The organism is Streptomyces diversicolor (genome assembly GCF_057537855.1).
The window spans coordinates 20,185-41,418 of record NZ_BAAJXA010000049.1; the positions used below are offsets into that span (position 1 = coordinate 20,185).

Consider the following 21,234-nt stretch of genomic DNA (forward strand, 5'->3'; position numbering starts at 1 on the left):
TGGTTTCAGACGGTCAGCATGCGGATCACCGCGGGGAACGCCATCAGCAGCATCACCAAGACGGCCAGGAGGGCTCCCGGCGCGGTCATCTTTTCGCTGGCCGAGTTCGCCTCGGCGGCCTGATCGGCCAGCAGTTCCGCATTCAGCGCGGCGGTACGGGCCCGCAGCGCCTTGTACACGGCAGCGCCGTCCGTGGCGCTGCCGCGCATGATGTCGGCGACATCGTCCAGGACGGGCAGGTCGTACTCGGCCGCGAGTTCCGTGAGCGCCTGATAGGGCGGGATCTTCTCCAGCCGGGCCCGGCGCAGTGCGCCCTGCAGATACAGGAAGGGCCAGCCCTCGCCGACCTCTGCGGCCTTCTCCAGCGCTTCGGCGGGGCCGGCGTCGGCGGCCCGCTTGAGCGCGACCAGGTCGAGGTAGGCGGACAGGGCGTGCGCGAACTCCTCCCGGGCCCGCTTGGCCTGGTCCCGCACGGCGAGGTCCGGGGTGATGAACAGCAGGGCTGCGACGATGAGCCCGACGCCGCCGGGCACGTAGAACGGCAGGCCGACGCCCGCGATGATCCACGGGATTGTCGCAATCACCGGGCAGAGCAGGCCCAGCGCGGCGAGTGCGACCTTCTTGAGCATGAACTGGCCCGGCCCCTGCCCGAGCAGCGACAGGTTCGTGGTGGGGACCCTCACGCCGGGAAGCCGCTCGAGGCGGGCCAGCAGCCACCGGCCCCACACCTCCTCGCGGTCCAGCTCCGGCTCGGGCATCGTCAACGTGGCCGGGGCACTGCGCTTGAGGGCCGGCCCCAACGCTGGCTGGGGCTGCAGCAGTTCACGGATCAGCAGTGCGACGCCGGCGCCGACCGTGCCGCCGGTCACAACGACGGGGATCAGGTTCACGAGGCGGCTCCTTCCGGCTCGCGGGCGGCGACCGGGTTTTCCGGCTCCGGAGTGGGCGCAGGCAGCCGGACGGTGCTGGTCGGGTCGTTGACCAGGAAACGGGGGATGCGGCGGAAGTTGCCCAGTTGCCGCATCAGGGCGAGCACGCCGACGAATCCGGCCGTCAGGAAGGCCAGCACGAGCTGTCCCAGCAGCGTGGAGTACGGCCTCGTGTAGCTGGGCACGAAGAACCCGGCCACCACGACGCCGACGGTGATGATGGTCATCCACCGCACGGTGGTGCGCGGCTTGGCCCGGTCGGCTTCGATGGCGCGCTTGCGGGCGACTTCCTCGCGGACGGTGCCCGACAGGTCCTCCAAGGCCTGAGCCAGGCCCGGGCCGCGGTCGTTGACCGACAGGATGAGCGCCGCGGTCACCTTGTCCGATGTGACATTGTCCAGTTCCTCGGCGAACGCGCGCAGCGCTCCTTCCGGCCGCCAGCCCAGGCGCAGCCTGTCGGAGAGGTTGATGATCTGCCCGGCGAGTTCGTCCGGCGCCCCTTGACGGCTGGTGATCATCGCCTGTTCCAGGCCCATGCCCAGCCTGAGCAGTCCGGCCAGCCGCTGCGTCCACTCGCTGAGTGCCTCCAGCTGGCCGATGCGCTCCTGCGCCATCTGCGTCGGGGTGATCAGCCAGGGCACGCCGATGACGGCCGCGCCCAGCAGGGCACCGCCGACGAAGTTCCCGGAGACCAGCCACACGGCTACGAAGACCACGACGGCCGCGACCATGAGGGTCCGCCGCCGCATCCGGGCATCCTCGCTCTGGCTCTTCCCGCCGCGCAGGACCCGCCAACGCTGACGCAGCGGGGCCCGCCGCGGCGCCGTGGTGCCCACGACACCGGCCACGACACCGATCAGCCCGCCGACGACGGCCATGCCGCTCAGCAGCCCGAACAGCAGCGTCATCGGCTCACCCCCACCTTCAGCGGCAGCGGCGCCGGCCAGGCCCCGTAGGGCTGCTGCAGCAGCGAGGAATCGAAGCCGACGCGGCGCAGGTCGTCGATGCAGCCCGGGTCCATCTTCGGCACCGCCCGCAGCTCTCCCCACTCGCGGCCGGGGGCGAAGATTTCATTGGTGGCGGGACGGCCGTTCTCGCCGATCCCGGTCAGTTCCAAGACGTGGGAGACGTAGCGGTGACGGCGACCGCCGATCTGCGTCTCGTCCGTCATGTCGACGTACACGATGAAGTCCAGGCCGTTGGCGGTCTGCCGGTAGGCGAGCTGCTCGGAGAGGTTCTCCTGGGCAAGCGCGTACAGCTCGGCGATCCGGTCGAAGATGATGTCCGGCCGCCGCGCGTGAATAGTGCACAGATTGCCGCCGGAGCCGTTCGTCAGCGCCTGCATCATCGCGACGACTTCGGGGCCGCGGACCTCACCGACCACGATCCGCTCAAGCGACATCCGCAGCGCGGGATGCATCAGGTCCAGGAGCGTAACCTCACCGGCGCCACGCCCGGTGACGTCCTTCTCCCCGTTGGACTCCCGGCCCACCAGGGACACGACCTGCTTGTGGTAGCCGTTGGCGTGGGCGAACAGCTCATCCTCAGTCTGGATGGTCGCGAACCGGCACTCCGGGTCGAACTCCTTCAGCATCGCCCGCAGCAACGTGGTCTTACCGGCCTTCTGCTTCCCCGCGATCATGACGTTCTTCTCGGCACGTACGGCGGCACCGAGGAAATCGCGCAGGATCGGGTCGATGGTCCCCAGCCGGACCAGGTCGTCGAGGTCGGCGTGGGAGACCCGGTGCCGGCGGATGACCGCATACGTCATCGGTCCCAGCCCGGTGATGGCCTGCAGGCGGGAGCCATCGGCCAGGGACAAGGCGAGGGTGGGGTTCGCGGTGGAGATGGTCCGCTCGCTGTGCCCGGATCCCCGGGCCAACTCCCGCAGCAGCTCAAGCAGTTCCTCTTCGGAATCCGCGATCGGTCCGACCCGACGTCGTTCGCCGTCTCCGTAGTCGAGCCACACCTCGTGCGGTCCCTGGATGATGATGTCCTCGACCCGGTCATCGTCCAGGTACGGCTGGAGCCGGCCGGCCCGAAAGAGCAGGTCGTACACGGCGCGGCGCAGCGCCTCGTCTTCCTGCGGCGTCATCGCCTGAGCATCCGACCACAGGGCGACAGCCTCGGCGATCCAGTTCAGGCAGCGCTGCTCTTCGCTGGCCCGGTCCATGTCGGGCTTGGTCTTGAGGAGTTCTTCGCGCTGCTTGGCGACCTGGGACGCAATGTCCCTCGCCACCCGATAGTCGACAGTGACTTGAGGAGCCGCCGTCCCTAGCGCCTGGGTACTTGCGGCATCGCCGGCCGGGGCTGGCGCACCGTTGCTCTCGGGCCCCCACTGCTGGGGCGGCGGTGTCACCGTGGGGTCGGGGTGCAGGGGCTTAGCGCGCATGGGTCACCTCCCCGCCTGTCGCGCGCAGGCCGCGTGGATCGAGGCGGGCCCGGCGCATGGCGGCCCGCTGGAGGAGCAGCGTGCTGCCCGTGCGGGCGGCCTTCATCAGCGGCGACCTGGTGAAGTGGCGCGGCTGCACGCCACCGTCGGACAGCACACGGGCGTCCTTCGGCGCATACGGCAGGGTGGCGATCACCGGCACCTGCAGAACGCGCTGTACCTCGCCAGCGGGGTACGGGCCCTCGTTGATCATCAGCACGCTGACGTCACCGACGCGCTCCTCCAGCGCGCGTACCCGGCCCTCTGCTGCTTGCAAGCAGCGCAAGGTGCTACGGACGACCACGAACGTGGCGTCGGCCTGCTCTGCCAGCACCCCCGAGGGGCCGTATGCACCGCGGCGGCCGAGGTCGATGAGGACGTCGTGGCCGCTCTCGGCCTCGATACCGCGGAACATCTGCGCGAGGACCTTCCAGACCTGGCCGAGGCTCGCCGCCTGCGAGGGGTCGGTGAGGCCGGGCAGCAGCAGTCGGTCGCGCGGGGACTCCTGCTTGCCGTCCTCGCTGCTCAGGTCGATCAGCTGCCGCCAGAAGGCCTCGCTGAACTCGCCTTTGCGGGCGGCGACCGAGAGGTTGCGCAGCCCGTACCGGTCGCCGAGCGTGCCCTGCAGAAGGCCGTGCAGCACGGCTCCGCCGTCCGGGTCGCACTCGGCCAGGATCATCCGCCGGCCCGCCTCCAGCGGCCATGACAGCAGCAGCGCCAGGGCACTCGTGGTCACGCCAGGGGCGCCGCTGCAGCCCGCGAGGGCGATGACAGCCATCAGTTACCGTCCGGGGCAGCGAGGACCAGGCGCAGGGTGCCGGCCGCCTCCCAAGCGGCGGCCGTGGGACCGTCAGTGGCAGAGGTGGCCACGTCGACGACCACGATTCCCGTCCCCGGGGCGGCGCCGGAGGCCTTCACGACCCGGCCGTCGATGGTCTGCGGCGCGGCGTCGGATGTTTTGCCCGTGTCCGTTTCCGTGGTGCCCTGAGCCGGGACGTGCACCAGCTTGACCTTCTGGCCCGGCACCAGCGCGGTGGCCGGGATCTGCCTGGGCTCCAGGCCGATCGGCACCAGCTGCTCGCCGACCTTCACCAGCGAGTCCCGCGTCACCTGCGAGGGGGCGAGGAGGGAGCCGGGCTTGAGTTCCACGGCGGCCCGCTTGCCCACCACCGACTTCAGGTCGTCGGCGCGCACCGCCTTGACGGCCGGGTCCAGGGCGATGGACGCCTCGCCGAGGTCGTCCTCGGCGAGGACCTGGCCGACCTGGACGTCGCGGACCACGGTCACTACCTCGGTCCGGTTGCTGACCTGGAGCAGCAGGACAGCAACCCCGGAGCCTCCGGCGGCGATCAACGCCATCGACAAGGCGATGACACCTGGTCGTCGCCTGCGAGCCGACACCCGGGGCGGCGCCACCGGTGCGGCCACGCGTCCCTGCCGGGGAACTCCGTTCGGGGCTGCGCCTACACATTCTTGGGTCTTGCTCACCGTTCTGTCCTTCCAGCAGCGTTACCTGACAACCTGGACTTCGCCGACCGCCACCTGCATGCTGGTCTGCCGGACCTCGGTGAGCTGGCCGGCCTGTCCGCCGCCCTGCCAGTTGATCGCCCACGTCGAGGTCGCGGTCACGGGGAACTTGCCGCTCTGCGCACTGGCCGAGGTCTTGGCGTAGACGTGTCCGCAAGTCGGGGACTGGGCCATGCCCTGGGATGAGGTGTAAGGCGTACCCGGTCCGTTGCACGTCACGGACACGCCGTCGCCCATCGCCCACACGATCTTCGACACCTCCGCGGTCGCGGTGACGGTGACCCCGCCCGCCGTGGCCGACGCGGTGTTCGGTCCGTAGGTCGTGGCGCTCTGGTTGACCCACATCCACATCGGGACGCCCACGGTGTACTTCCCGGCCGCGCGCGGGCTGGCGATGTCCGGACCGAGCAGCGTCATCGAGTCGACCGCTCGCTGCGCCAAGGCAGCCGGGTCGACCGTCACTTGCTCGGGCGGATCAGCCAGCCACACCATCCGAACGATGGTGTTTCCGTCGAGGTCACCCCAACCGCATGTCTGTTCGTACACGGCCCCGTCGCCGGGTTCGTGGCCTTCCCAGTCCAAGCTGCTGGCGGGCGGCTGCGGGTCTGCGAGCCTATATTTGCAGACCGTCGTATTGCCGTTGCCGCCGTCAGACGAACCGTTTCCACCTGTTCCGCCCGTGCTGTCGCTGCCCCCTGCTTGACCGCCACCTTGTCCGGGAACGTCGACCTCGACCTGGCAGGTGTACAGGCCGCACTCGACGCCGCCGTCGCCCTTGGGGTCGCCTTCCGCGTGGCTGGTGACAGGGATGGAGAGCGCGGCCAGGAGGGTTGCTGCGGTGATGGTGATGCAGCGCGTCAGCATGACTTCCCCTGGGGCTCATCGCCAGTGACGCGCCACCCTCCCGGGTACTTCTCGACGGTGCTGACGATCAAGTACTTCGTCAGCCGGTTTTCCGGGAGGGATACCGGCTTCTTGGTTTCGGCGTCGACGGTCTGCCACTTGGAAATGTCCAGGCAGCTGGAGATGGTCGCGTTTGGGATCTCGCCCTCTGCGTCGACGTTGGTGACCGTCTGGTCGGTGAGGGCGACGCTTCCGGTGTAAATGCGGCCGCGGTCATGGGCGCGCTTGGCGTCGGCCTCGGCGTTCTTCAAGGCGGCGGATGCGGCGTACTGATCAAGATGTGCGCTCTTGCCGGTGGGGTCGGCGTAGAGCTTTTCCATCTCCCGCCAGTAGGCCCCATATGCGGCGATCGCTTCCTCCTTCGCGGTGTCCTTCGGGGCAGTGGTGGCAGATGCCGTGGGGGACTGCGTGACGCTCGGGGACTCGTCTGTCGCCCTGTCCTTCCCGTCGGATGAGCTGCACGCGGTCAAGGCGAGCGCGGCGCACAGCGTGATGGAGGCGGCGGCGACCTTTCGGAAGTGAACAGCGGAAAGAGGAATGTGTGCGCGATGTTTCACGATGCCTTCCCGTATGGCGCGGTGTGACATGACCGCTGCCTGAGCCGCCGACGGACGGCAGTCCAGTTCCGCGGCCTGGCCCAGCTGCGGTGATCCGTTTGCGTAGCGGCAAGATTACGCAGATGTCAGTCAACTTCCCAGCTCGATATTTGAGTTCACTCGCAGAACGCGGGTGTATCCGGTCGCTTTCGGAACCGAATGTCGATTTGTATTTCTGTGTGTTCGCTCGTCCCGCTCGCGTACGAACGGGCGAATTTCGGCAGGACGGTCCCAACCTCCTGTCACGTGAACGAGACCTCCACCGGTCGGTTCTTCTTCCGGCCGACCTCCGTGGCGTTGGACGCGACCGGGCTGCCTCTCCTCGAACCCGCGCGTCTCGAACACGACTGTCGCGGAGTGGAGTTCAGGCAAGGACGGCCCGCACAGCGCTGGCGGGCTGCTTGGACAGCACGTCGTCGTGCACGGAGGAGCCGAGGTTGTCGGTGAAGCCGGAGACGCGGACTCGTTGCTGTCCGCTGCTCGATCTGCCGGGCGATCGCAGTGATGCGGGACCGTGCCGCATCACTCAGCTGTGCACTGTCCTTGGTGAACAGCACCTCGGCCTGGAGCTCGTACGTCACCTCTGTGTTCGTGTCCGCGCGACGCTCGCCGCCCTCCTGGTCCCCGACCACCCGGCTGATGCCGGCTGGGTCCGAGGAGAGATCGAGAATCTTCGGAGGGGCGAGCCTCGCGCCGCTGCGCAGCGCGAGGCCGGAGCGGCTCCGGTAAGAACTGGCGGCTGCCTGCTGCACGCTGGCGGAGGACGCTCCCGAGGTCGCTGCCAGGGCGGTGAGGGCGAGGAGCGAGGCCGTGAAGCGGGGTCGGATCGGGCGCATGGTGCTGCTCACCTCATCCGGAGATCTTGATGTTCGCGGCGTCGAACAGTGGCAGTTGGAAGCCGACCGTGGTCGTGCTCGCCGGAGGGGCGGGGAACTGCATGAAGACGCGCACGCTTTCCCCGGCCTTGAGCGTGGAGAGACCGGTGGTGGTCAGGGGGCGTCCGTCGGTGTCGCGCGGCACGCAGTAGCGCTTGCTCCGGGGGAAGTCCACGACGGTCGCCCCGGCCGGCGACGGGCCGGTCCTGAGGACCTTGCCGCGCAGCTCCGCGGGGACGACGGTCAGTTCGGCCCCGTCGTTCTTCAGGTCACCGCGGACGGTGAGGTAGCCGGCCGGGTCCCGCTCGGCAGACGTGATCGTCAGTGCCAGGCCGTTCTGCCCTTGGAGTTCAGCCAGCGGTGTGCCCGCCCGCACCTCCTGCGGGGCGGAGCTGCCGGCGTCGGAGCTGGCCGCCAGCGCGCGGTCCTGCTGCTGGCTGCCGTCCGAACAAGGGGCCGCTCCAAGCATCAGCCCTGCCGTGATGGTCAGCGCCGCGAGGCGCCTGCCCAGGGTCGCGGTGGTCCAAGTGCTCATGGAACTGCGTCCTTTCGGTGAGGAGTCCGCACGGGAGGGAGCTGAATGGCCGTCGCGGCCCCGGTGGTGGGCGGGCGGCGGGGGCGTCCTCACCGGCCGGGCGGGAGTGTGGGCCACACGGTGATCACGTCACCGTCGAGCGTCACGTGTCGGTCCGGGAACCGGCCGCGGACCAAGTCCAGGTCGCCCAGGTTGAAGTCGCCGGTTCCTTCGAGCACGCAGGCACTCCCGATGTGCGAGACGGCCCGCGTCCGCAGGGGCCACACTTCCGCCTCGCATCCTTCGTTGCTGCGAATCGCGCCGGTCGTCTGTGTCATCTGGCATCCCCTAATGTCCATGCAGACAAGGTGTTTTTGAGCTGAAACCCTACTGTGCGGCAGTAAATTACACGTTCGCGTAAGCAAAGTTCAAGTGGTTTCCGGAGCAGTTGCAAGGCTGCGACATTCGACCGCCCGCGACTGATGCGGTGTCACAGCTCGGTCCAGGGCCGGGGCTTGCCGCCAGCCAGCGGCTCCCATACGTCATCGGTGGCCCGGCGCTCTTCGATGTTTTCGAGGACGGCTGCTCCCAGCGGGACCGCGCGGGCCATCTCAGCCACGAGCGGATGGTGGGCGACCATGGCCTTGAGGTCGCTGATCCGGTTGTCCATCGCCTGCCGTCCGGCGCCGGTCAGCACGAAGAGAACGCGAGGGAACACCGGGTACCAGCGCAGCCAGCCGGGCCCGCACGCCTGCCGGCGCCGGCCGACGGGCTGCGGCTCGTACGCCCACAGACGGGCGTACTCGATCAGTTTCGCTGCCAGCCGCTCGGCGCCCATGGTGGCGCGGTCGACCTCGACGAACGCCCTCAGTTTCCGCCGCTGCTGGCCGTCGATGAGGGTGTAGTGCATGACCGCGTCGGCCACGACCTTCTCTCCGTCACCGATCGCGTGGAACACCTCGGGGGTCCAGTCCAGGTGTCCGTGCTCGTCGCCGCGGCGGCGGGCATCGGCGACGAACGTCAGGTGCGTGCGCACAACGGTCAGGGTGTGGGGGGTCTTCAGCGAGGCGGCCGTCGCCGTGGTGATCGGATACGGCGGGCGGCCCCGCAGCGCCGGCCAGTCCCGTGTGAGGCGGGCACCCTTCGGCGTGAGGTACCAGACCCGGGTGCGGTGGGACTGCGGCAGCACGGCGAAGTCGACCAGGCGCTCGTCGAGCAAATCGTTCAGCCGCTCCGAGACCGACTGACGGGAACGGTCGGGCCGCAGCAGGACGTGCAGCTGGCCGGTGGAGGCCATGCGGTGCTGGGCGAGCGTGGCCAGGAGCTGGTGCGCAAGGGGCTCCACGGGGCTGGGCGTGAAGCCCGCCGCCGTACGGTCGTTCGGCTGGGCAGCGGTCATTTCCATTCGTTTTCCTTCGACAGGTGGACAGCGGCGCCGGCGGGGGAGTGCGCGGCGAGAAATGCGGTGACGCGGCCGAGCTGCTGCGCGGCGCGGACGGTGAGCTGGTCCAACGGGAGGGCTCCGGCGTTGGCCTGGGCGGCCCGCTCCAGCGCGGGCACTTCCCGCGGGCGGGCCTGGGCGGCGAAGACGTCGTCGAGATGGGGCCCGCGCAGTTGGATGGGTCCGATGCGCCGGCCGTGCACGTTCATGGAGACGTAGTGCTCGAACCGGTCCATGGTGGCGACCCGGTCGGGGCTGGGGTTGTCGCCCCACTCGGCGGTGATCGGTGCCACTGCCGACTTCGACCCGGCGGTGGTGGCCAGCGTGGACGCGTTCTGCACCAGGGACAGCCGCACCGCGGCCGGGAGGCGGGCCAGCAGCTGGGTCATGCCGTGGATGTGGCACCGGTACTTGCGCAGATCCTCGAACATCGCGGCGATGGTCTCCGGGGCCGCGCCCGTCAGCGTGATCAGCTCGTCGAAGTACGGGCGGAACGGCACCCGCTTCTCCTCGGGCGTGTCCCGCCTAGACCGGGCGGCCCGCAGCAGATCGCGGGCGAGCAGCGCGGTCAGGAGCCGGTCGGTGGGCCCGTTGCCGCCCGGGCACACCCACACGATCATCTTGGAGTCCATCGCCGCCCGGATGTTGTAGACGCCGACGGGCTGACCGAGGAACGCGCGGGTGACCGGGTTGGCGGCCAGCCGGGCGATCGGGTTGAGGACCACGGCGAATGCGTCGGGCGGCAGGGTCGGGAACACCGACTGCCACCAGGAGCGGGTCTCCTCATCCAGGCGGCCCGCCACCGTCGCGAGGGCTGCCTTGCGGAACGCGGCGTCGGTGAGCAGGGCCCGTACGTGGAAGATCGTTGCCTGGTCCTCGGGCTGGCCGGCCTGGCAGGCCGCCTCGTTGACGGCGACCAGGACGGTGAGCGCGGCGGTGAGGATGGTGAGCGCACGCGGCGCGGTCGCGTCGTCCCAGGCCAGTGCGGAGGCGTAGGCGTCGGCGATTGCCTCGACGACCTCGTGCGCCGTCTGGCCCTGGTGCATGGCGAGCGGATTCCACGAACTCACCCGCGGGTTGGGGCCGAGACCGTTGAGGTCGACCAGTGCGATCCGCGGCATCAGGGTGTTGTGCGCCAGGAACGGCAGGGCGCGGGGCCAGGAGTCGCGGTGCGGGTCGACGAAGATCAGCCCGCCGCCCGCGTGCGCCCATCCGATCGCCTGGGCCAGGGCGCGTTCGGTCTTGCCGCCGCCGGCCTTGCCGACCCCGACCTCGAACAGAGTCTCCTCGGCGTAGGTGGCGACCAGCCGCTCCCGGCCGTCCGGGCCCCGGTAGATGCCCTGCAGCAGCAACTCGGACTCGCCGAAGGCGAAGGTCGGCAGGTCACCGGCGAGCACCGGCAGGCGGCAGTTCGCGGTGGGCGGCTTGAGCAGCCCGGTCAGCTCATCCAGCCGGACCCAGTTCGCGCGGGGCGGCTGGCAGTGCCCCTGATTCCAGCGGCGCTCGAAGCCGTGCCGGGTGGGCCAGTGGTCGGCGCCGAACCGCCACGGGCCCAGCCGCCAGCCGCGCATGGCCCACCGGGAGCGGCCGCCGAACACATCGAACGCGGCCTGGAGCTGGGCGAGCCTCGCCTGGGCGCGGCCCTCGGTGTTCGAGGCGCACATCACCAGCAGCTGGACTCGGACGAGGTGGTCGTCCTCGGCGAGCTTGCCCAGCGCCTCGGCCGGCTCCACCCGGCGCGGGACCGGCGGCATCACCAGCCTCCGGCTGCTGCCCGAGCCGGGGTTGTCACTGAGGAGCTGCTGCAGCTGAAAGCCCAGGGAGTCCTCGATGCCGCTGGCGTCCTGCCGCAGCCAGCGCGCGGCCCGCTGGGACTCCCTACGTTCACTCCGACGTGCGGCGCTCATCAGCTGCAGGCGGCGTGCCCGCAGTGCCCACTTCGGGGCGCGCTGGATGTCGAGCCGGATCTCGGCGAGGTCGCCGAGCTCGGCGCGCAGATCGGCCACGGCGTCGACCAGCGGCTGGAGCGGGTCGGGGTTGAGCGGGACCACGCGCAGCGGGCAGGTGAGCTTGCCGCGGAGGATGAACTCGGCTCGCACGGTGTGAGTCCTCGGCTCGTCGACGATCGGCCGGGCCCGGTTGACGGTGATGTCCGGTCCGAACGGGGTGATGGACAGCAGCCGTTCACCGCCCGCCGGGCCCTCGATGCGGTAGCGCAACGGCGCACTGCCGTCCGCGCGCAGCCGGATCTGCACGGTCTTCGCCCTGCGGGGCGCCCACCAGGGCATGGCCGTGGACGCGCGGGCGAGCTGGACGCCGCGCCGGAAGATCTCCTCCAGGCTCGGGTCGAAGTGCCGGTTGGAGACGAGCTCCAGGGGCATCCGCTCGGCGGAAGCCTTGGCCGCGAGCCGGCGTACCACCATCTCGCCCACGCCCCAGACCACGGCGATGGCCAGGGCGAACAGGTACCAGTGGTCGTAGAGCCAGTCGGCGGCGTCGACCAGGCTGGTGACCAGGCCGAGTACCTGACCTGCAGCCGTGTCATCGGCTTGGTTCGTCAGGTACGGGGCTGCGGAGTCCACGTCACTGCTCCCTTCGTCGAAGTCGTTCGGGTGAAGTGCCAGTCGGTGATGCGGAGGTCGGTGAAGGTGCCGCCGCGGTCCATGCCGGCCCACACCAGATGGACCACCGCCTTGTCCGGGCTGCCGTCGCGGCGGGCGATCGCGGCCTGGATGCGGAAGCGAGCGGTGGCGAACGCCGGGACCACCTCCTGGCCGGAGTCGGGGAAGACCGTGGGCCACTTCTCGCGGCCGACTCCGGTGGCGTCCGCGCGCAGCAGCGCGCGACCGGCGGTGACCAACTCCCGCTCGTCGGCGGCGGGAAGGTCGGTGGGCCACCCCGCCTCCAGCGACCGCTGGATGGCACGGTCGCCGGCCACGCCCTCGCCATGCGGCGGCAGAGCGGACTCAACGACCGACGGTGTCGATCCCGCGGGTGTCGTGGAGGGAGCCGTGGCCACGGCCGCCTTCCGCCCAGGCGCGGAGGGCGCAGATGGCGGATCCGCGGTCGCCCGGGTGGTCGGCGACGTCGCCGGAGCCGGCGGCTCTTGACCCTGCGGCATGCCCAGCAGGGCGATGCCGGCGACGGCGAGCAGTGCGGTGCTCAGCACCAGCAGACGCGGTGAGCGTGGGGTGGTGGTCACAGCAGCCGCGCTCCCCCCGCGAAGCCGGACATGGCGTTGACCGAGTCCAGCCGGACGACAGTGCCCGGGCGGGCAGCGTTGATCATTTGACCGCTGCCGAGGTAGATCCCGACGTGGTAGATCGTGGAATCGCGTCCGGGGGCGTAGGCATAGAAGACGAGGTCGCCTGGCTTGAGGGCGCCGGTTCCGAGGCTCGCGGGGATGCGCTGGCCGACCCCCGCCTGGGTGGCCGCGGTGCGCGGCAGGCTGATGCCGGCCTTGGCGTACGCGTACAGGGTCAGGCCTGAGCAGTCGAAGCCCTTGATGTTCGCGCCGCTCTTGCCGCTGGGGGAGCAGCAGATGCCGTATGACGGGCCGCTCGCGTTGCCGCCGCCCCAGGAGTACGGCACCCCTCGCTGGGAGAGGGCCGCCTCGATGACGGTGCGGACCTTTCCCGAGACGTTCTTCAGGTCCGGGTCCTTGGCGGCCGCCGTGTACTGGTCGATCCAGCCCAGCACGTTGGCGACGTACTCGTTCGAGTGGTTGTACTGCAGGATCGCGGCCTTGAGCTGGTCGCGCTTGGTCAGATCACGGCCGCCTCCGCACAGGTAGATGGCGGCGCCGAGCGCGGCGTCGTCGGCGTTGTGCGGGTCGGCGATCTTGTCGCCGTTGGCGTCCTTGCCGATCGACTCCCACGTGGAAGGCAGGAACTGGAAGGGGCCGACGGCTCGCTCACCTTGAGAGGTGCCGTCCCACTTGCCGTTGTCGGTGTCGGGGAAGGCGGTGGTGTTGCCGCCCTGGCCGGAGCCGTTGAGGAGTACCCCGTAGATCTTCGGCCGGATGTCGCCGTTGTCGGCGATGTTGCGGCCCACCGCGTGGTTGGACTCGACCTTCGCGATCCCGGCCAGGATCGGCCAGCGCATGCCCTGGCATTTCGGCACGTACTTCCCGACCTGCTGTACCGCCTTCTTGTAGGCGGTCAGCATCCGCGGCGGGATGTCCGCGGCACTGCCGCCCTCGGCGATCCCGCCGTCATCCTGCTGGCCCGTCTTCAGCGCGACGTACGCGCTGATCGCGTTGCCTACCGGTGCAGCGCAGCACACGGCAGCGAACAGCAACAGCATCACCACACACCCCCACCGCGCCATCCGGCGCCGGGACGGCCTCACCCGTCCTCACCGTCCTCCGGCTGCCGGGCCTGCTCCTGGCGCCGACGCTCGGCGTCGGCCGCGGTACGCCGCATCAGCTCCTGGAAGCGGGCGCGGGCCTCGTCACGGGTGCTGCTGCGCGCGCCGCCTCCTCCGGGGAAGACCGGCCCGGACCGGTCCGGCGCCGGGCGTGCCGGACGCTGGGGCGCACCGCCTCCGAGCCGGGTCGGGGACGTCGGCGGGGCGGTCGGCGACGGTGTCGGCTGGGTGCTGGCCCCGGCAGCAGGCGCCGCGGGCCGCGGTGAGGCCGGTCGTGCACGGCCCGGGGAACCGGAGCCGGCCGGACGCGTGACCGGTGCCGGTGCCGGTGATGGACGGGTCGGCAGGCGGCGGCTGACGAAGGGACCCGTCCCCCCTCTGTCGTCCGTGTGATCCCGCACGACCCGGGACACGTGACGGCCCGTGTCAGCCCACGCGCGGCCGTCCTCGCGAACCGTGTTGCCCCACACCCGCACCTGCTGGCGGGCGTCTTCGGAGTAGCGCGAGCCGCCCGTCCGGGCCCGGCGGACGTTGGCCGGCAGGCCAACCGTCGCCCCGTACGCAGCACGGCCCCCGCGGTGCAGGATGCGGTAGCCACGGAAGCGGACCAGCCGGTTGTGCGCCCGCGTCGACAACAGGGTGCGGTCGGCGTTCTGGTCGTGCAGCACCTGGCCGGAGTTCCGGTCGACGACCTGGCCCTGCTCATTGCGGTAGCGGTCGGGCGGGCCCGAGGGCCTCCGCGGCCCCGTGCCGCCTGAACCGCCGTCGCCGCCGCCGTCCGACGGGCCGCCCGCGCCCGGGTCGCCCTCGGCGGTGGGCTTGCGCCACTTGGCCAACTGCTCCTTGTCCGGCCGACGCCCGATGAGCAGCCAGTGCGCGCCCTTGGCGCCGAGCCGTGCGCCCAGCCCGCCCACGGCGGCCGCCGCGGTGAGCGGGGCCAGACCCCGTCCGGCTTCGGCCGTGGCATCGGCGAGGATTCCGCCCGTGTCCACCGGCATGCCCGCGCCGTCGAACAACGAGGCGAGCGCGCCCATCAGCCTTTGACGGGTGCCGAGCATCCCGAACCGGCCGCCCCCACCGCCTACGAAGGCGCGCAGCCCGCCGCCGTATCCGCCCATCGCGGCGGGGGAGTTCATGGCGAGGGCGGCGCCGAGTTCGGAGGTGTCGCCGGGCATGTGGGTGCCGCCGACCTTGGCGTAGCGCATCCGCATGGCCATGCGCCGGCCGAAGGAGGTGATGCCGGTCAGCAATCTGCGGTGTCCTGCCGCGCCGGCGATGGCGAGGACGTCGATGAGGAGGATCCGCTCGACCATCAGGTCGGGGCCGTTGGTGATGGTCGCGTCGATCGCGATCCCGAAGAAGGGAATGAACGCGCAGATCCCGACCACGGCCAGGACCGCGATCCCCCACAGGGACAGCCACTTCCACACGCTCTGCCGCGGGGGTCCCGGCAGCATGGCGGCGATAAAGGTGACACCGCCGGCGGCCGCCGCGGCCGCGCAGATGCCCTGGGTGCCGAGCAGCACGATGGCGCTGGAAAGCAGCATGCCGCAGATGAACAGGGCGGCGATCAGGAGCAGGAAGGCTCCACCGAGCCGCCACCAGGTGGGCTTCTCGGCGTAGGCGGCGCACGACTTGCCGACCGGGCCGGCCTTCTTCATGTCGGCGAGGAACGCGGCGAACGCCTGGTCCTCGTCGGTGACGATCGCGTTGGAGGCGTCGAGGAGTTCGCCTCCGGGTGTGAATTCCGGGAGATCGTTGCTGCCGCTCGGCGTGCCGCCGTCGACGTCGCGCTCGCAGTACTTCTTGGCTGGACCGATGATCTTGCTGCAGGCGTCCTTCGCTTTGTCCGAGGGGCCTGAGCGGGGCATGTAACCGCCGGTGATCCACTTCAGGTGGACGGCGTAAGCCTTGCGGTCGGAGTCCTTGGCGGGGTCGAGGATGCGCCCGTACTGAAGGAGCATGTACGGCTTGACGATCAGGGCGTTCGTGATCGAGTCCTGGAGGGGGCGGGCCACCTCGGTTGAGGAGACCGGTCCTTCGCCTTCGCGCTCCTCACACTTGAGCTCGGCGTTGCCGGCCATGCCGGCGCACGGGTCGTAGCTGGCGAGTTTGCCGCCCCAGTCGTAGGAGTTGACGCTCTGCTGGGCCACCTCGGCGGCCACCTGCTGGGACTGCCCCAAAGGCCCATCCGTGCCGAGCAGGGTGTCGGGGCGGATGAGTGCCGACGCGGCGATCGCGCCGATGAGCAAGGTGAGGAAGATTTCGCCCAGACCACGACCGACCCGCCCGCGCACGATCATGAACCCGGCGAAGACAAACGCCCAGGCCAGCAGCAGACCCTTCAACCCCAGGGAGTCGACCACCACGTGGTCGTAGGTGTCGGCGACCTTCTGCGCCGGCCGGGCGAGGATCTTCAGCAGCGGGAAACGAAAGGCCACCTCGATCGCCCACCCGGCCAAACCGACCAGCAGCCGGATCAGGGTGAACAGGCCCGAGAGAGCGAAGGCCAGGGCCTGCGTCTTGAACGCCACGATGGAGCCGCCTGAAGCGTTCAGGTCGTACCCGTCGATCGGCACCCCTTCAGAGGAGGTGATGTTCAGCGGGGCGAGCAGGTCTCCGGTCTCGCTGTTGCTGCTGGCCGCGTACACGACCTGGCTGTTCACCATGAGGAACACGCCGGTAAGCAGCACGACGAAGCCGGCCGAACGCAGGGTCGCGCGGTCTGGACGGAACACTTCAGCGCCGCCTTTGCCCAGCGGCCCGCAGCCGCCACACCACCAGGGCAGCCGCACCCGCACCGGCGGGCACCAGCCGCCAGGCTGCACCGGCCACGTCGCGCTGCTCAGCGGTGGCGGCGCCCCGCTCGCAGTACGCCTTGGCAGGGCCGACGATCAAAGCGCAGGGATCGTGGTGCGCGGTGCGGGTATCGGCGGCGAAGGCCTGTCCCGTCTGCGGCCACCACGCGTCCGGGACGCCCACCCCAAGGGCGAGGATGACCGCGCCGGCGACGACGACGAGAACGGTGAGGACGCTTGCGGCCGCGGCGACGCGCCGGGAGCGGTCCCAGGAAGAAGTGGTCATCGGACGTGCTCCTTCGGACGGGCATCCACGGCCTCACCGGCACCAGATGCGGACGGCGGGGCAGCGCTCGTGCGGCGTCCGGGCGTGGTGGTGATGGAGGTGGTGATGCGCGGGATACGGGGGATGGAGACCTTGATGCGGCCGGTGTTCTGCCGTGGGCAGGTCAGCAGGAACTCGCCCTCCCGGCCCTTCTGACCGACGGGGGACAGGCCGGTGGTCACCAGCCGCAAAAGCTCGCCGTCGTTCGGATCGAGCCCGACGAATTCCAGGCCGCGGCGGGCACGTTCGCGGTCAGCGGTGCGGGCGAGCGCGCGGTAGGCCATCAGGCCTCGGTCGGGGCCGAGCTCCTCGGCGTCATGGGATGCGCCGAGCAGGCCGGCGCCGTGCTTGCGGCCGTCGTGGAGGATCTCGTGGACCAGGGCCGTGCCTTCAGCGGAGGAGGTGAGCCAGTACAGCTCGTCCAGGACGACAGCGGTGAACCGCTCGGGGTCCTCGAACGCGGTCTGCCGGGCGATCGCGGCGATCAGGTAGAGCACCGCGCGGCCGATCAGCGCCTCCAGCGGCTGCTGGTGCAGCACTTCGGGCTTGTCGAACGCGGCCTTCGGCGGCAGCTTCAGCCCGGTCGTGGTGATCACGATCATGTCGGAGGTGCTGGAGGCGTCCAGCCGTACCGGCGGCAGCGTCGGGTCGAAGACCATCCGGGCCAGGGAGTTGGTGGCGACGACGCGGATGAGGCCGGCGAGGGTCGAGGCCGCGTCCTTCCGCTTGCCGACCTCGCGCGTGGCCATCTCCTCGAGGACCTCAAGCACGCGGTGCATGGACGGCTCGGGACTCGCGGCGGCCTGCTCGACGGCGTGGTGGAGGACCTCGCCGTTGGTGCTCATCGGTCCGATGCCGAGCTGCAGGGTGAGGTAGGACAGGGCGTAGTGCCGTCCCTCCGGGCCGTCGAACATCCGCAGGGGGTCGATGGACACCTCGGCCTGCGCGGCGTCGATGATCTGGACGCGGCCCTTGGCCGCGGTGCGGGCGAAGGTGGCCCACTCGCGGACCGGGGTGCGGTCGATGCAGATCGCGCACCCGCCGCGCGCCCACACCGCCTCCGCGATCAGCTTCTGCAAGACGCTCTTGCCCGCACCCAGGTCCCCGACGATGCCCATGGAGGCGGACGCATCGACCTTGGGCGCATCCGCCACGTTGATCATCACGGGGCGGGTGGTTCCGCAGTCCAGGTCGATCCCGAGGAACATCCCGTTGGGGTCGCCGACCTCCGCAGCGGTGAAGGCCCCGCCCAGCGCCCAGTCTTCGGAGACCTGGTGCTGTGTGAACTCCCGTACGACACCGGGCCGTACGGTGCCGGGCAGCCCCAGGGTGAACAGAGCCTCCTGCAGGCCGGCAGGGCGCACCGCGCGGTAGTCGGCGCCGCCGAGCAGCGCGGCAAGGGCCCGGGCCCGGGCGTCGCAGACTGCGGCGGTCGGCCCCCACACCGTCAGCACGGTCACCGACTGCACCTCGACCTCGACGGACGTGCGGGACAGGCGGGCATCGAGCTCGCCGAGGTCGCGGGCGGCCTCGGTGAGGGAGGCGGGCATGCCGGTCGGGCGTGCGTCGTACTGGTCGGCCTGGTCGATGAGTTCGTTCTTCTTGCGCCGCACCTGGTCGCGGGCCTTCTCTGCGGGCACGAGCGTCAGGTCGACGGCGTAGTCGACAGGAAAGTCGAGAGTTTCCAGCTGGGCGAACAGATCGGCTGCGTCCTGGCTGACCGCGGGCGGGCACTCGGCCAGCGCCAACTGCGCCTGGTAGCCCACCCCGGTGTCGGACTCGACCTGCAGCCAGCGCCGCCCCAGCGGTGAGCCGGTGTTCACTCGCCACCAGGCCTTGCGGCCCGACCGGGTGATCCCGCCCGCGCTCTTGAGCTCGTCGACGTCGTCGAGTTCGGGGTCGATGCCACCTTCCTGCAGGCGCACCTGGCCGAGGTCGGCATAACTGGGGGAGCGCAGCACCCCGGCACGGATCTGTCCGCCGTACAGCTCGCTGGTCTCGGCCTCCGCCAGCAGCGGCTCCGCGAGCCCGCGGTGCAGGGCGTGCTGGATCATCCACACGATCTCCGCCGGGCGGGCCGGGCGGAAGGCGATGCCGCCGGCGAGCGCGGCCTCAACCCGCGAGGCCTGCTCGCGGTATGCGCTCACCTCGCGCCGGGCCACCGGCGACGGGCGCATGCCCAGCATCGGAGCGACCTCGGCCCACGCCGCGCCGAGCGACGCCGACACCTGCAGGCCGGCTGTCTCGGTCTGCAGGGGCACGGCCAGCCACAGGGTGCGGCGGTGCATCTCCTGGTCGTCAAGGAGATCGAGGGTGGCCTCGACGTTCTCCACCCACGGGTGCCGGCCCCCGCCGGGCGCCTGCTCGGCCGGCTCGATGCCCTCGATCATCCGCAAGGCGACCTCGCCGGGGTCGACCTGGGCGCACATGCCGTACAGGCGCGGGGCCCCGGACAGCGAGCGCACCAAGTGGGTGATTTTTGCCAGCTGTTCGTCGCGGACGGCGGCGGGCACGTAGGTGCCCTGGACGGTCTCCTCGCGGCGTCCCTGCGCGTCCGGGCCCGGGTGAAGGCGGTAGACGGCCCACACGCTGCCCTGCGTCGACCACACCAGGTGCCCGGCGATGTGACGGATCGGAACCCTCACCGCGCACCCCCGCTCTGCTGGGCGAGCGCGAGCAGCTGCTGCACACCCGACACCGGCCCCGACGGCACCGCGGGAGCAGCCGTCTGTGTTGGCTGGGATGCGGACGAGCGCTCTGCGGCCGGGCCCGGGTGCGGCGCCTGGGCCCGACGCCGCGCAACTGCAGGAGATGGCGCGGGCTGCGCCGCGGGGCCGGGCGCGGGCGTGTCCTCGATGGTGAAGCCGCCGAGCAGCGGGTGGGGCGCGCGGTCGCGGGCGGCCCGCCCGCCGATCCGCCCTCCACGGGGCTGCCAGAGAAGCAGCACCCAGCCCAAAGCGGCCTGCATCGGAGCCCGGCCCCGGATCTTCGGTCGGCGCACCAACCAGATGACCAAGACCCACGCGACGATGGGGACAGGCCCCATCCACGACCACCAGCCGATGGTCTTGATCAGGAGGAAGCCGCCGCCGACAGCGACCGCGATCTGCGCGGGCGTGTATGGGCCGAGCGGGATCTTCCAGTCGGCGACCTTGCCCAGCACCCAGGGATGGCGGCGGGCGGAGGTGTAGAAGCGGCCCACCCGTGCCGCGGCTGTCGCGCTCACAGCCAGCCTCCGACGCCCGGCGAGTGATCACGAGGGGCCGGGAGTTCGGACCGGACGACGCTGGAGACGGCGGGTGCGCCCTTGGACGGGTTCTTCACCTCGTCGGTGAACATGTTCGCCAGCTCGTTGCGCGAGTTGTACAGACCGAGCGCGATCACCATCAGGAGCAGGGCACCGATCCCCGCTTTGAGGCTGAACTTCTGGATCATGATGACGACGACGAGACAGATCAGACCGGCCTGGAGCCCCTTCGTCGCCCACTCCTTGAACATGTTGATCCAGGAGTTGCCGAGGTCGTCCAGCTGCCCGGCGAGCATCAGGCTGTGCACGGTGTTCATCGGGCACCCCCGTCCTGAGTAGTCCCGGACTCCAGCGCGGCGACTTCCCACCGGCCCGAGCGGGCCTTGAGCGTGAGCTCGTACGCCAGCGGCCACCGGCCGGTCGCGTCGCGGGCTTCCACCGAGGCGAGGACCCGCACCCTCGTGCCGTCCGCCGGTACCTGCTCGGCGGCCGCGGCCTCGTCGACGGCGGAAACCTGCTGGACTGCAACAGCCGTGTAGGGGGCGGGGGAGACAGCGGTGAGCTTCACGCCGGGCGCCAGGTAGCGGTCGACCTCCCCGGCACCCGTCAGATAGGCGGCGAGGAACTCCCCGACCGCGGACGACAGATCACCCTCCGGGACGGTCACGGCGTACGACGACTTCGGAACCACGGCCGGGGCCGGGCCGGCCACCACGCCGGGCGCACCGGTCACCGTGAACGAGGAGCCCGTGCTGTCGGAGGCCACCGGCACGGCGTAGTAGCGCACTGATCCGTTGCCGTATTGCGCAGCCACCGTCACCGACCACGCGCCGGTGCCGCGCTGCGCACTGCGCACCGCCGTCACCAACTGAGGCGCCGAATGCGCATCGGCGGCCGGGTCGGGCAGCTCGACGTCCGGCGCCATCGACTGCGCAAGCCGTGCCTGCGCACTCGTCTCGTCGTCCGCGTCGCTGCGCAGCCACGCGCCGATGAACACCTGCGCATAGCCGCCCGGGTCGGTGGCGGCCGTCGCGGTGCGCACTGCGGTGGGCTTGGCCGAGGGGGCCGCCGCGACCCTGGTCGGGGTGGAGGCGACGGCGACGCACAGGGCGATGGGGCCCGCCGCGATGACGGTCCAGACCGCCACGCGTGAGAGGCGTACGCGTCGGCGCATCGCCTCCAGCCGGGCGCCGGCCGCCATCGGAGCAGCGGCCTCGCTCTGTGAGGCCTGCTTGCCAGGGGACATGGTCAAACTCCCAGGTCAGAACGGATGTTGCTGA

20 protein-coding genes are annotated in these 21,234 nt (G+C 70.8%); all 20 read right to left on the minus strand.

Annotated elements, in window-relative coordinates:
- Positions 1-5 precede the first annotated feature (5 nt).
- The 20 genes from AC27LF_RS38350 to AC27LF_RS38445 all read right to left on the minus strand — a co-directional run bounded on the left by AC27LF_RS38350 (position 6) and on the right by AC27LF_RS38445 (position 21,200).
- Positions 6-890: a type II secretion system F family protein gene (locus AC27LF_RS38350; RefSeq protein ID WP_479663814.1), complete on the minus strand. Its 885-nt coding sequence runs from the start codon at positions 888-890 to the stop codon at positions 6-8.
- On the minus strand, positions 887-1,837 hold the full coding sequence (locus AC27LF_RS38355; protein ID WP_479663815.1) for a type II secretion system F family protein: 951 nt from the start codon (positions 1,835-1,837) through the stop codon (positions 887-889). Before AC27LF_RS38355 ends, AC27LF_RS38350 begins: the two co-directional genes overlap by 4 nt.
- On the minus strand, positions 1,834-3,321 hold the full coding sequence (locus tag AC27LF_RS38360; protein ID WP_479663816.1) for a TadA family conjugal transfer-associated ATPase: 1,488 nt from the start codon (positions 3,319-3,321) through the stop codon (positions 1,834-1,836). The genes AC27LF_RS38355 and AC27LF_RS38360 overlap by 4 nt, the downstream gene beginning before the upstream one ends.
- A complete protein-coding gene (locus AC27LF_RS38365; RefSeq protein WP_479663817.1) occupies positions 3,311-4,138 on the minus strand; it encodes a CpaE/TadZ family protein in 828 nt (275 codons plus the stop codon). Before AC27LF_RS38365 ends, AC27LF_RS38360 begins: the two co-directional genes overlap by 11 nt.
- Positions 4,138-4,719 (minus strand): SAF domain-containing protein, encoded by a 582-nt coding sequence (locus tag AC27LF_RS38370; RefSeq protein WP_479663818.1) that lies wholly within the window; start codon positions 4,717-4,719, stop codon positions 4,138-4,140. The genes AC27LF_RS38365 and AC27LF_RS38370 overlap by 1 nt, the downstream gene beginning before the upstream one ends.
- 150 nt (positions 4,720-4,869) lie before the next feature.
- Positions 4,870-5,751, minus strand: a complete 882-nt coding sequence (locus tag AC27LF_RS38375) for an ATP/GTP-binding protein (protein ID WP_479663819.1) — start codon at positions 5,749-5,751, stop codon at positions 4,870-4,872.
- Entirely contained in the window at positions 5,745-6,347 is a 603-nt protein-coding gene (locus AC27LF_RS38380) for a hypothetical protein (protein WP_479663820.1), read from the minus strand. Before AC27LF_RS38380 ends, AC27LF_RS38375 begins: the two co-directional genes overlap by 7 nt.
- A 403-nt stretch (positions 6,348-6,750) precedes the next feature.
- A complete protein-coding gene (locus AC27LF_RS38385; RefSeq protein WP_479663821.1) occupies positions 6,751-6,909 on the minus strand; it encodes an OmpA family protein in 159 nt (52 codons plus the stop codon).
- Positions 6,910-7,235: 326 nt separating this feature from the next.
- Positions 7,236-7,796, minus strand: a complete 561-nt coding sequence (locus AC27LF_RS38390) for a hypothetical protein (RefSeq protein WP_479663822.1) — start codon at positions 7,794-7,796, stop codon at positions 7,236-7,238.
- Positions 7,797-7,885: 89 nt separating this feature from the next.
- The gene (locus AC27LF_RS38395) at positions 7,886-8,113 is read right to left on the minus strand and encodes a hypothetical protein (protein ID WP_487231253.1); all 228 of its coding nucleotides are present in this window, start codon (positions 8,111-8,113) and stop codon (positions 7,886-7,888) included.
- Between the two features lie 152 nt (positions 8,114-8,265).
- Positions 8,266-9,180, minus strand: a complete 915-nt coding sequence (locus tag AC27LF_RS38400; RefSeq protein WP_479663824.1) for a replication-relaxation family protein — start codon at positions 9,178-9,180, stop codon at positions 8,266-8,268.
- Entirely contained in the window at positions 9,171-11,798 is a 2,628-nt protein-coding gene (locus AC27LF_RS38405) for an ATP/GTP-binding protein (protein ID WP_479663825.1), read from the minus strand. Before AC27LF_RS38405 ends, AC27LF_RS38400 begins: the two co-directional genes overlap by 10 nt.
- Positions 11,774-12,418 (minus strand): hypothetical protein, encoded by a 645-nt coding sequence (locus AC27LF_RS38410; RefSeq protein WP_479663826.1) that lies wholly within the window; start codon positions 12,416-12,418, stop codon positions 11,774-11,776. The genes AC27LF_RS38405 and AC27LF_RS38410 overlap by 25 nt, the downstream gene beginning before the upstream one ends.
- Entirely contained in the window at positions 12,415-13,521 is a 1,107-nt protein-coding gene (locus AC27LF_RS38415) for a C40 family peptidase (RefSeq protein WP_479663827.1), read from the minus strand. Before AC27LF_RS38415 ends, AC27LF_RS38410 begins: the two co-directional genes overlap by 4 nt.
- A gap of 41 nt (positions 13,522-13,562) precedes the next feature.
- A complete protein-coding gene (locus AC27LF_RS38420) occupies positions 13,563-16,322 on the minus strand; it encodes a hypothetical protein (RefSeq protein ID WP_479663828.1) in 2,760 nt (919 codons plus the stop codon).
- Between the two features lies 1 nt (position 16,323).
- Complete coding sequence (locus tag AC27LF_RS38425) at positions 16,324-16,668, minus strand: hypothetical protein (RefSeq protein ID WP_479663829.1); 345 nt, start codon at positions 16,666-16,668, stop codon at positions 16,324-16,326.
- A complete protein-coding gene (locus AC27LF_RS38430) occupies positions 16,665-19,352 on the minus strand; it encodes an ATP-binding protein (RefSeq protein WP_479663830.1) in 2,688 nt (895 codons plus the stop codon). The genes AC27LF_RS38425 and AC27LF_RS38430 overlap by 4 nt, the downstream gene beginning before the upstream one ends.
- The gene (locus AC27LF_RS38435; RefSeq protein ID WP_479663831.1) at positions 19,349-19,933 is read right to left on the minus strand and encodes a hypothetical protein; all 585 of its coding nucleotides are present in this window, start codon (positions 19,931-19,933) and stop codon (positions 19,349-19,351) included. The genes AC27LF_RS38430 and AC27LF_RS38435 overlap by 4 nt, the downstream gene beginning before the upstream one ends.
- Positions 19,930-20,271, minus strand: a complete 342-nt coding sequence (locus AC27LF_RS38440) for a hypothetical protein (protein ID WP_319275155.1) — start codon at positions 20,269-20,271, stop codon at positions 19,930-19,932. The genes AC27LF_RS38435 and AC27LF_RS38440 overlap by 4 nt, the downstream gene beginning before the upstream one ends.
- Positions 20,268-21,200 (minus strand): conjugal transfer protein, encoded by a 933-nt coding sequence (locus AC27LF_RS38445; protein ID WP_479663832.1) that lies wholly within the window; start codon positions 21,198-21,200, stop codon positions 20,268-20,270. Before AC27LF_RS38445 ends, AC27LF_RS38440 begins: the two co-directional genes overlap by 4 nt.
- Positions 21,201-21,234 lie beyond the last annotated feature (34 nt).

Bases quoted from the DNA above. Each gene is read 5' to 3' on its own strand.
- AC27LF_RS38425 (WP_479663829.1), bottom strand. From the start codon at position 16,668: ATGACCACTTCTTCCTGGGACCGCTCCCGGCGCGTCGCCGCGGCCGCA.
- AC27LF_RS38415 (WP_479663827.1), bottom strand. From the start codon at position 13,521: ATGCTGTTGCTGTTCGCTGCCGTGTGCTGCGCTGCACCGGTAGGCAAC.
- AC27LF_RS38355 (WP_479663815.1), bottom strand. From the start codon at position 1,837: ATGACGCTGCTGTTCGGGCTGCTGAGCGGCATGGCCGTCGTCGGCGGG.
- AC27LF_RS38385 (WP_479663821.1), bottom strand. From the start codon at position 6,909: ATGCGGCACGGTCCCGCATCACTGCGATCGCCCGGCAGATCGAGCAGC.
- AC27LF_RS38360 (WP_479663816.1), bottom strand. From the start codon at position 3,321: ATGCGCGCTAAGCCCCTGCACCCCGACCCCACGGTGACACCGCCGCCC.
- AC27LF_RS38440 (WP_319275155.1), bottom strand. From the start codon at position 20,271: ATGAACACCGTGCACAGCCTGATGCTCGCCGGGCAGCTGGACGACCTC.
- AC27LF_RS38390 (WP_479663822.1), bottom strand. From the start codon at position 7,796: ATGAGCACTTGGACCACCGCGACCCTGGGCAGGCGCCTCGCGGCGCTG.
- AC27LF_RS38445 (WP_479663832.1), bottom strand. From the start codon at position 21,200: ATGTCCCCTGGCAAGCAGGCCTCACAGAGCGAGGCCGCTGCTCCGATG.
- AC27LF_RS38395 (WP_487231253.1), bottom strand. From the start codon at position 8,113: ATGACACAGACGACCGGCGCGATTCGCAGCAACGAAGGATGCGAGGCG.
- AC27LF_RS38400 (WP_479663824.1), bottom strand. From the start codon at position 9,180: ATGGAAATGACCGCTGCCCAGCCGAACGACCGTACGGCGGCGGGCTTC.
- AC27LF_RS38375 (WP_479663819.1), bottom strand. From the start codon at position 5,751: ATGCTGACGCGCTGCATCACCATCACCGCAGCAACCCTCCTGGCCGCG.
- AC27LF_RS38365 (WP_479663817.1), bottom strand. From the start codon at position 4,138: ATGGCTGTCATCGCCCTCGCGGGCTGCAGCGGCGCCCCTGGCGTGACC.
- AC27LF_RS38370 (WP_479663818.1), bottom strand. From the start codon at position 4,719: ATGGCGTTGATCGCCGCCGGAGGCTCCGGGGTTGCTGTCCTGCTGCTC.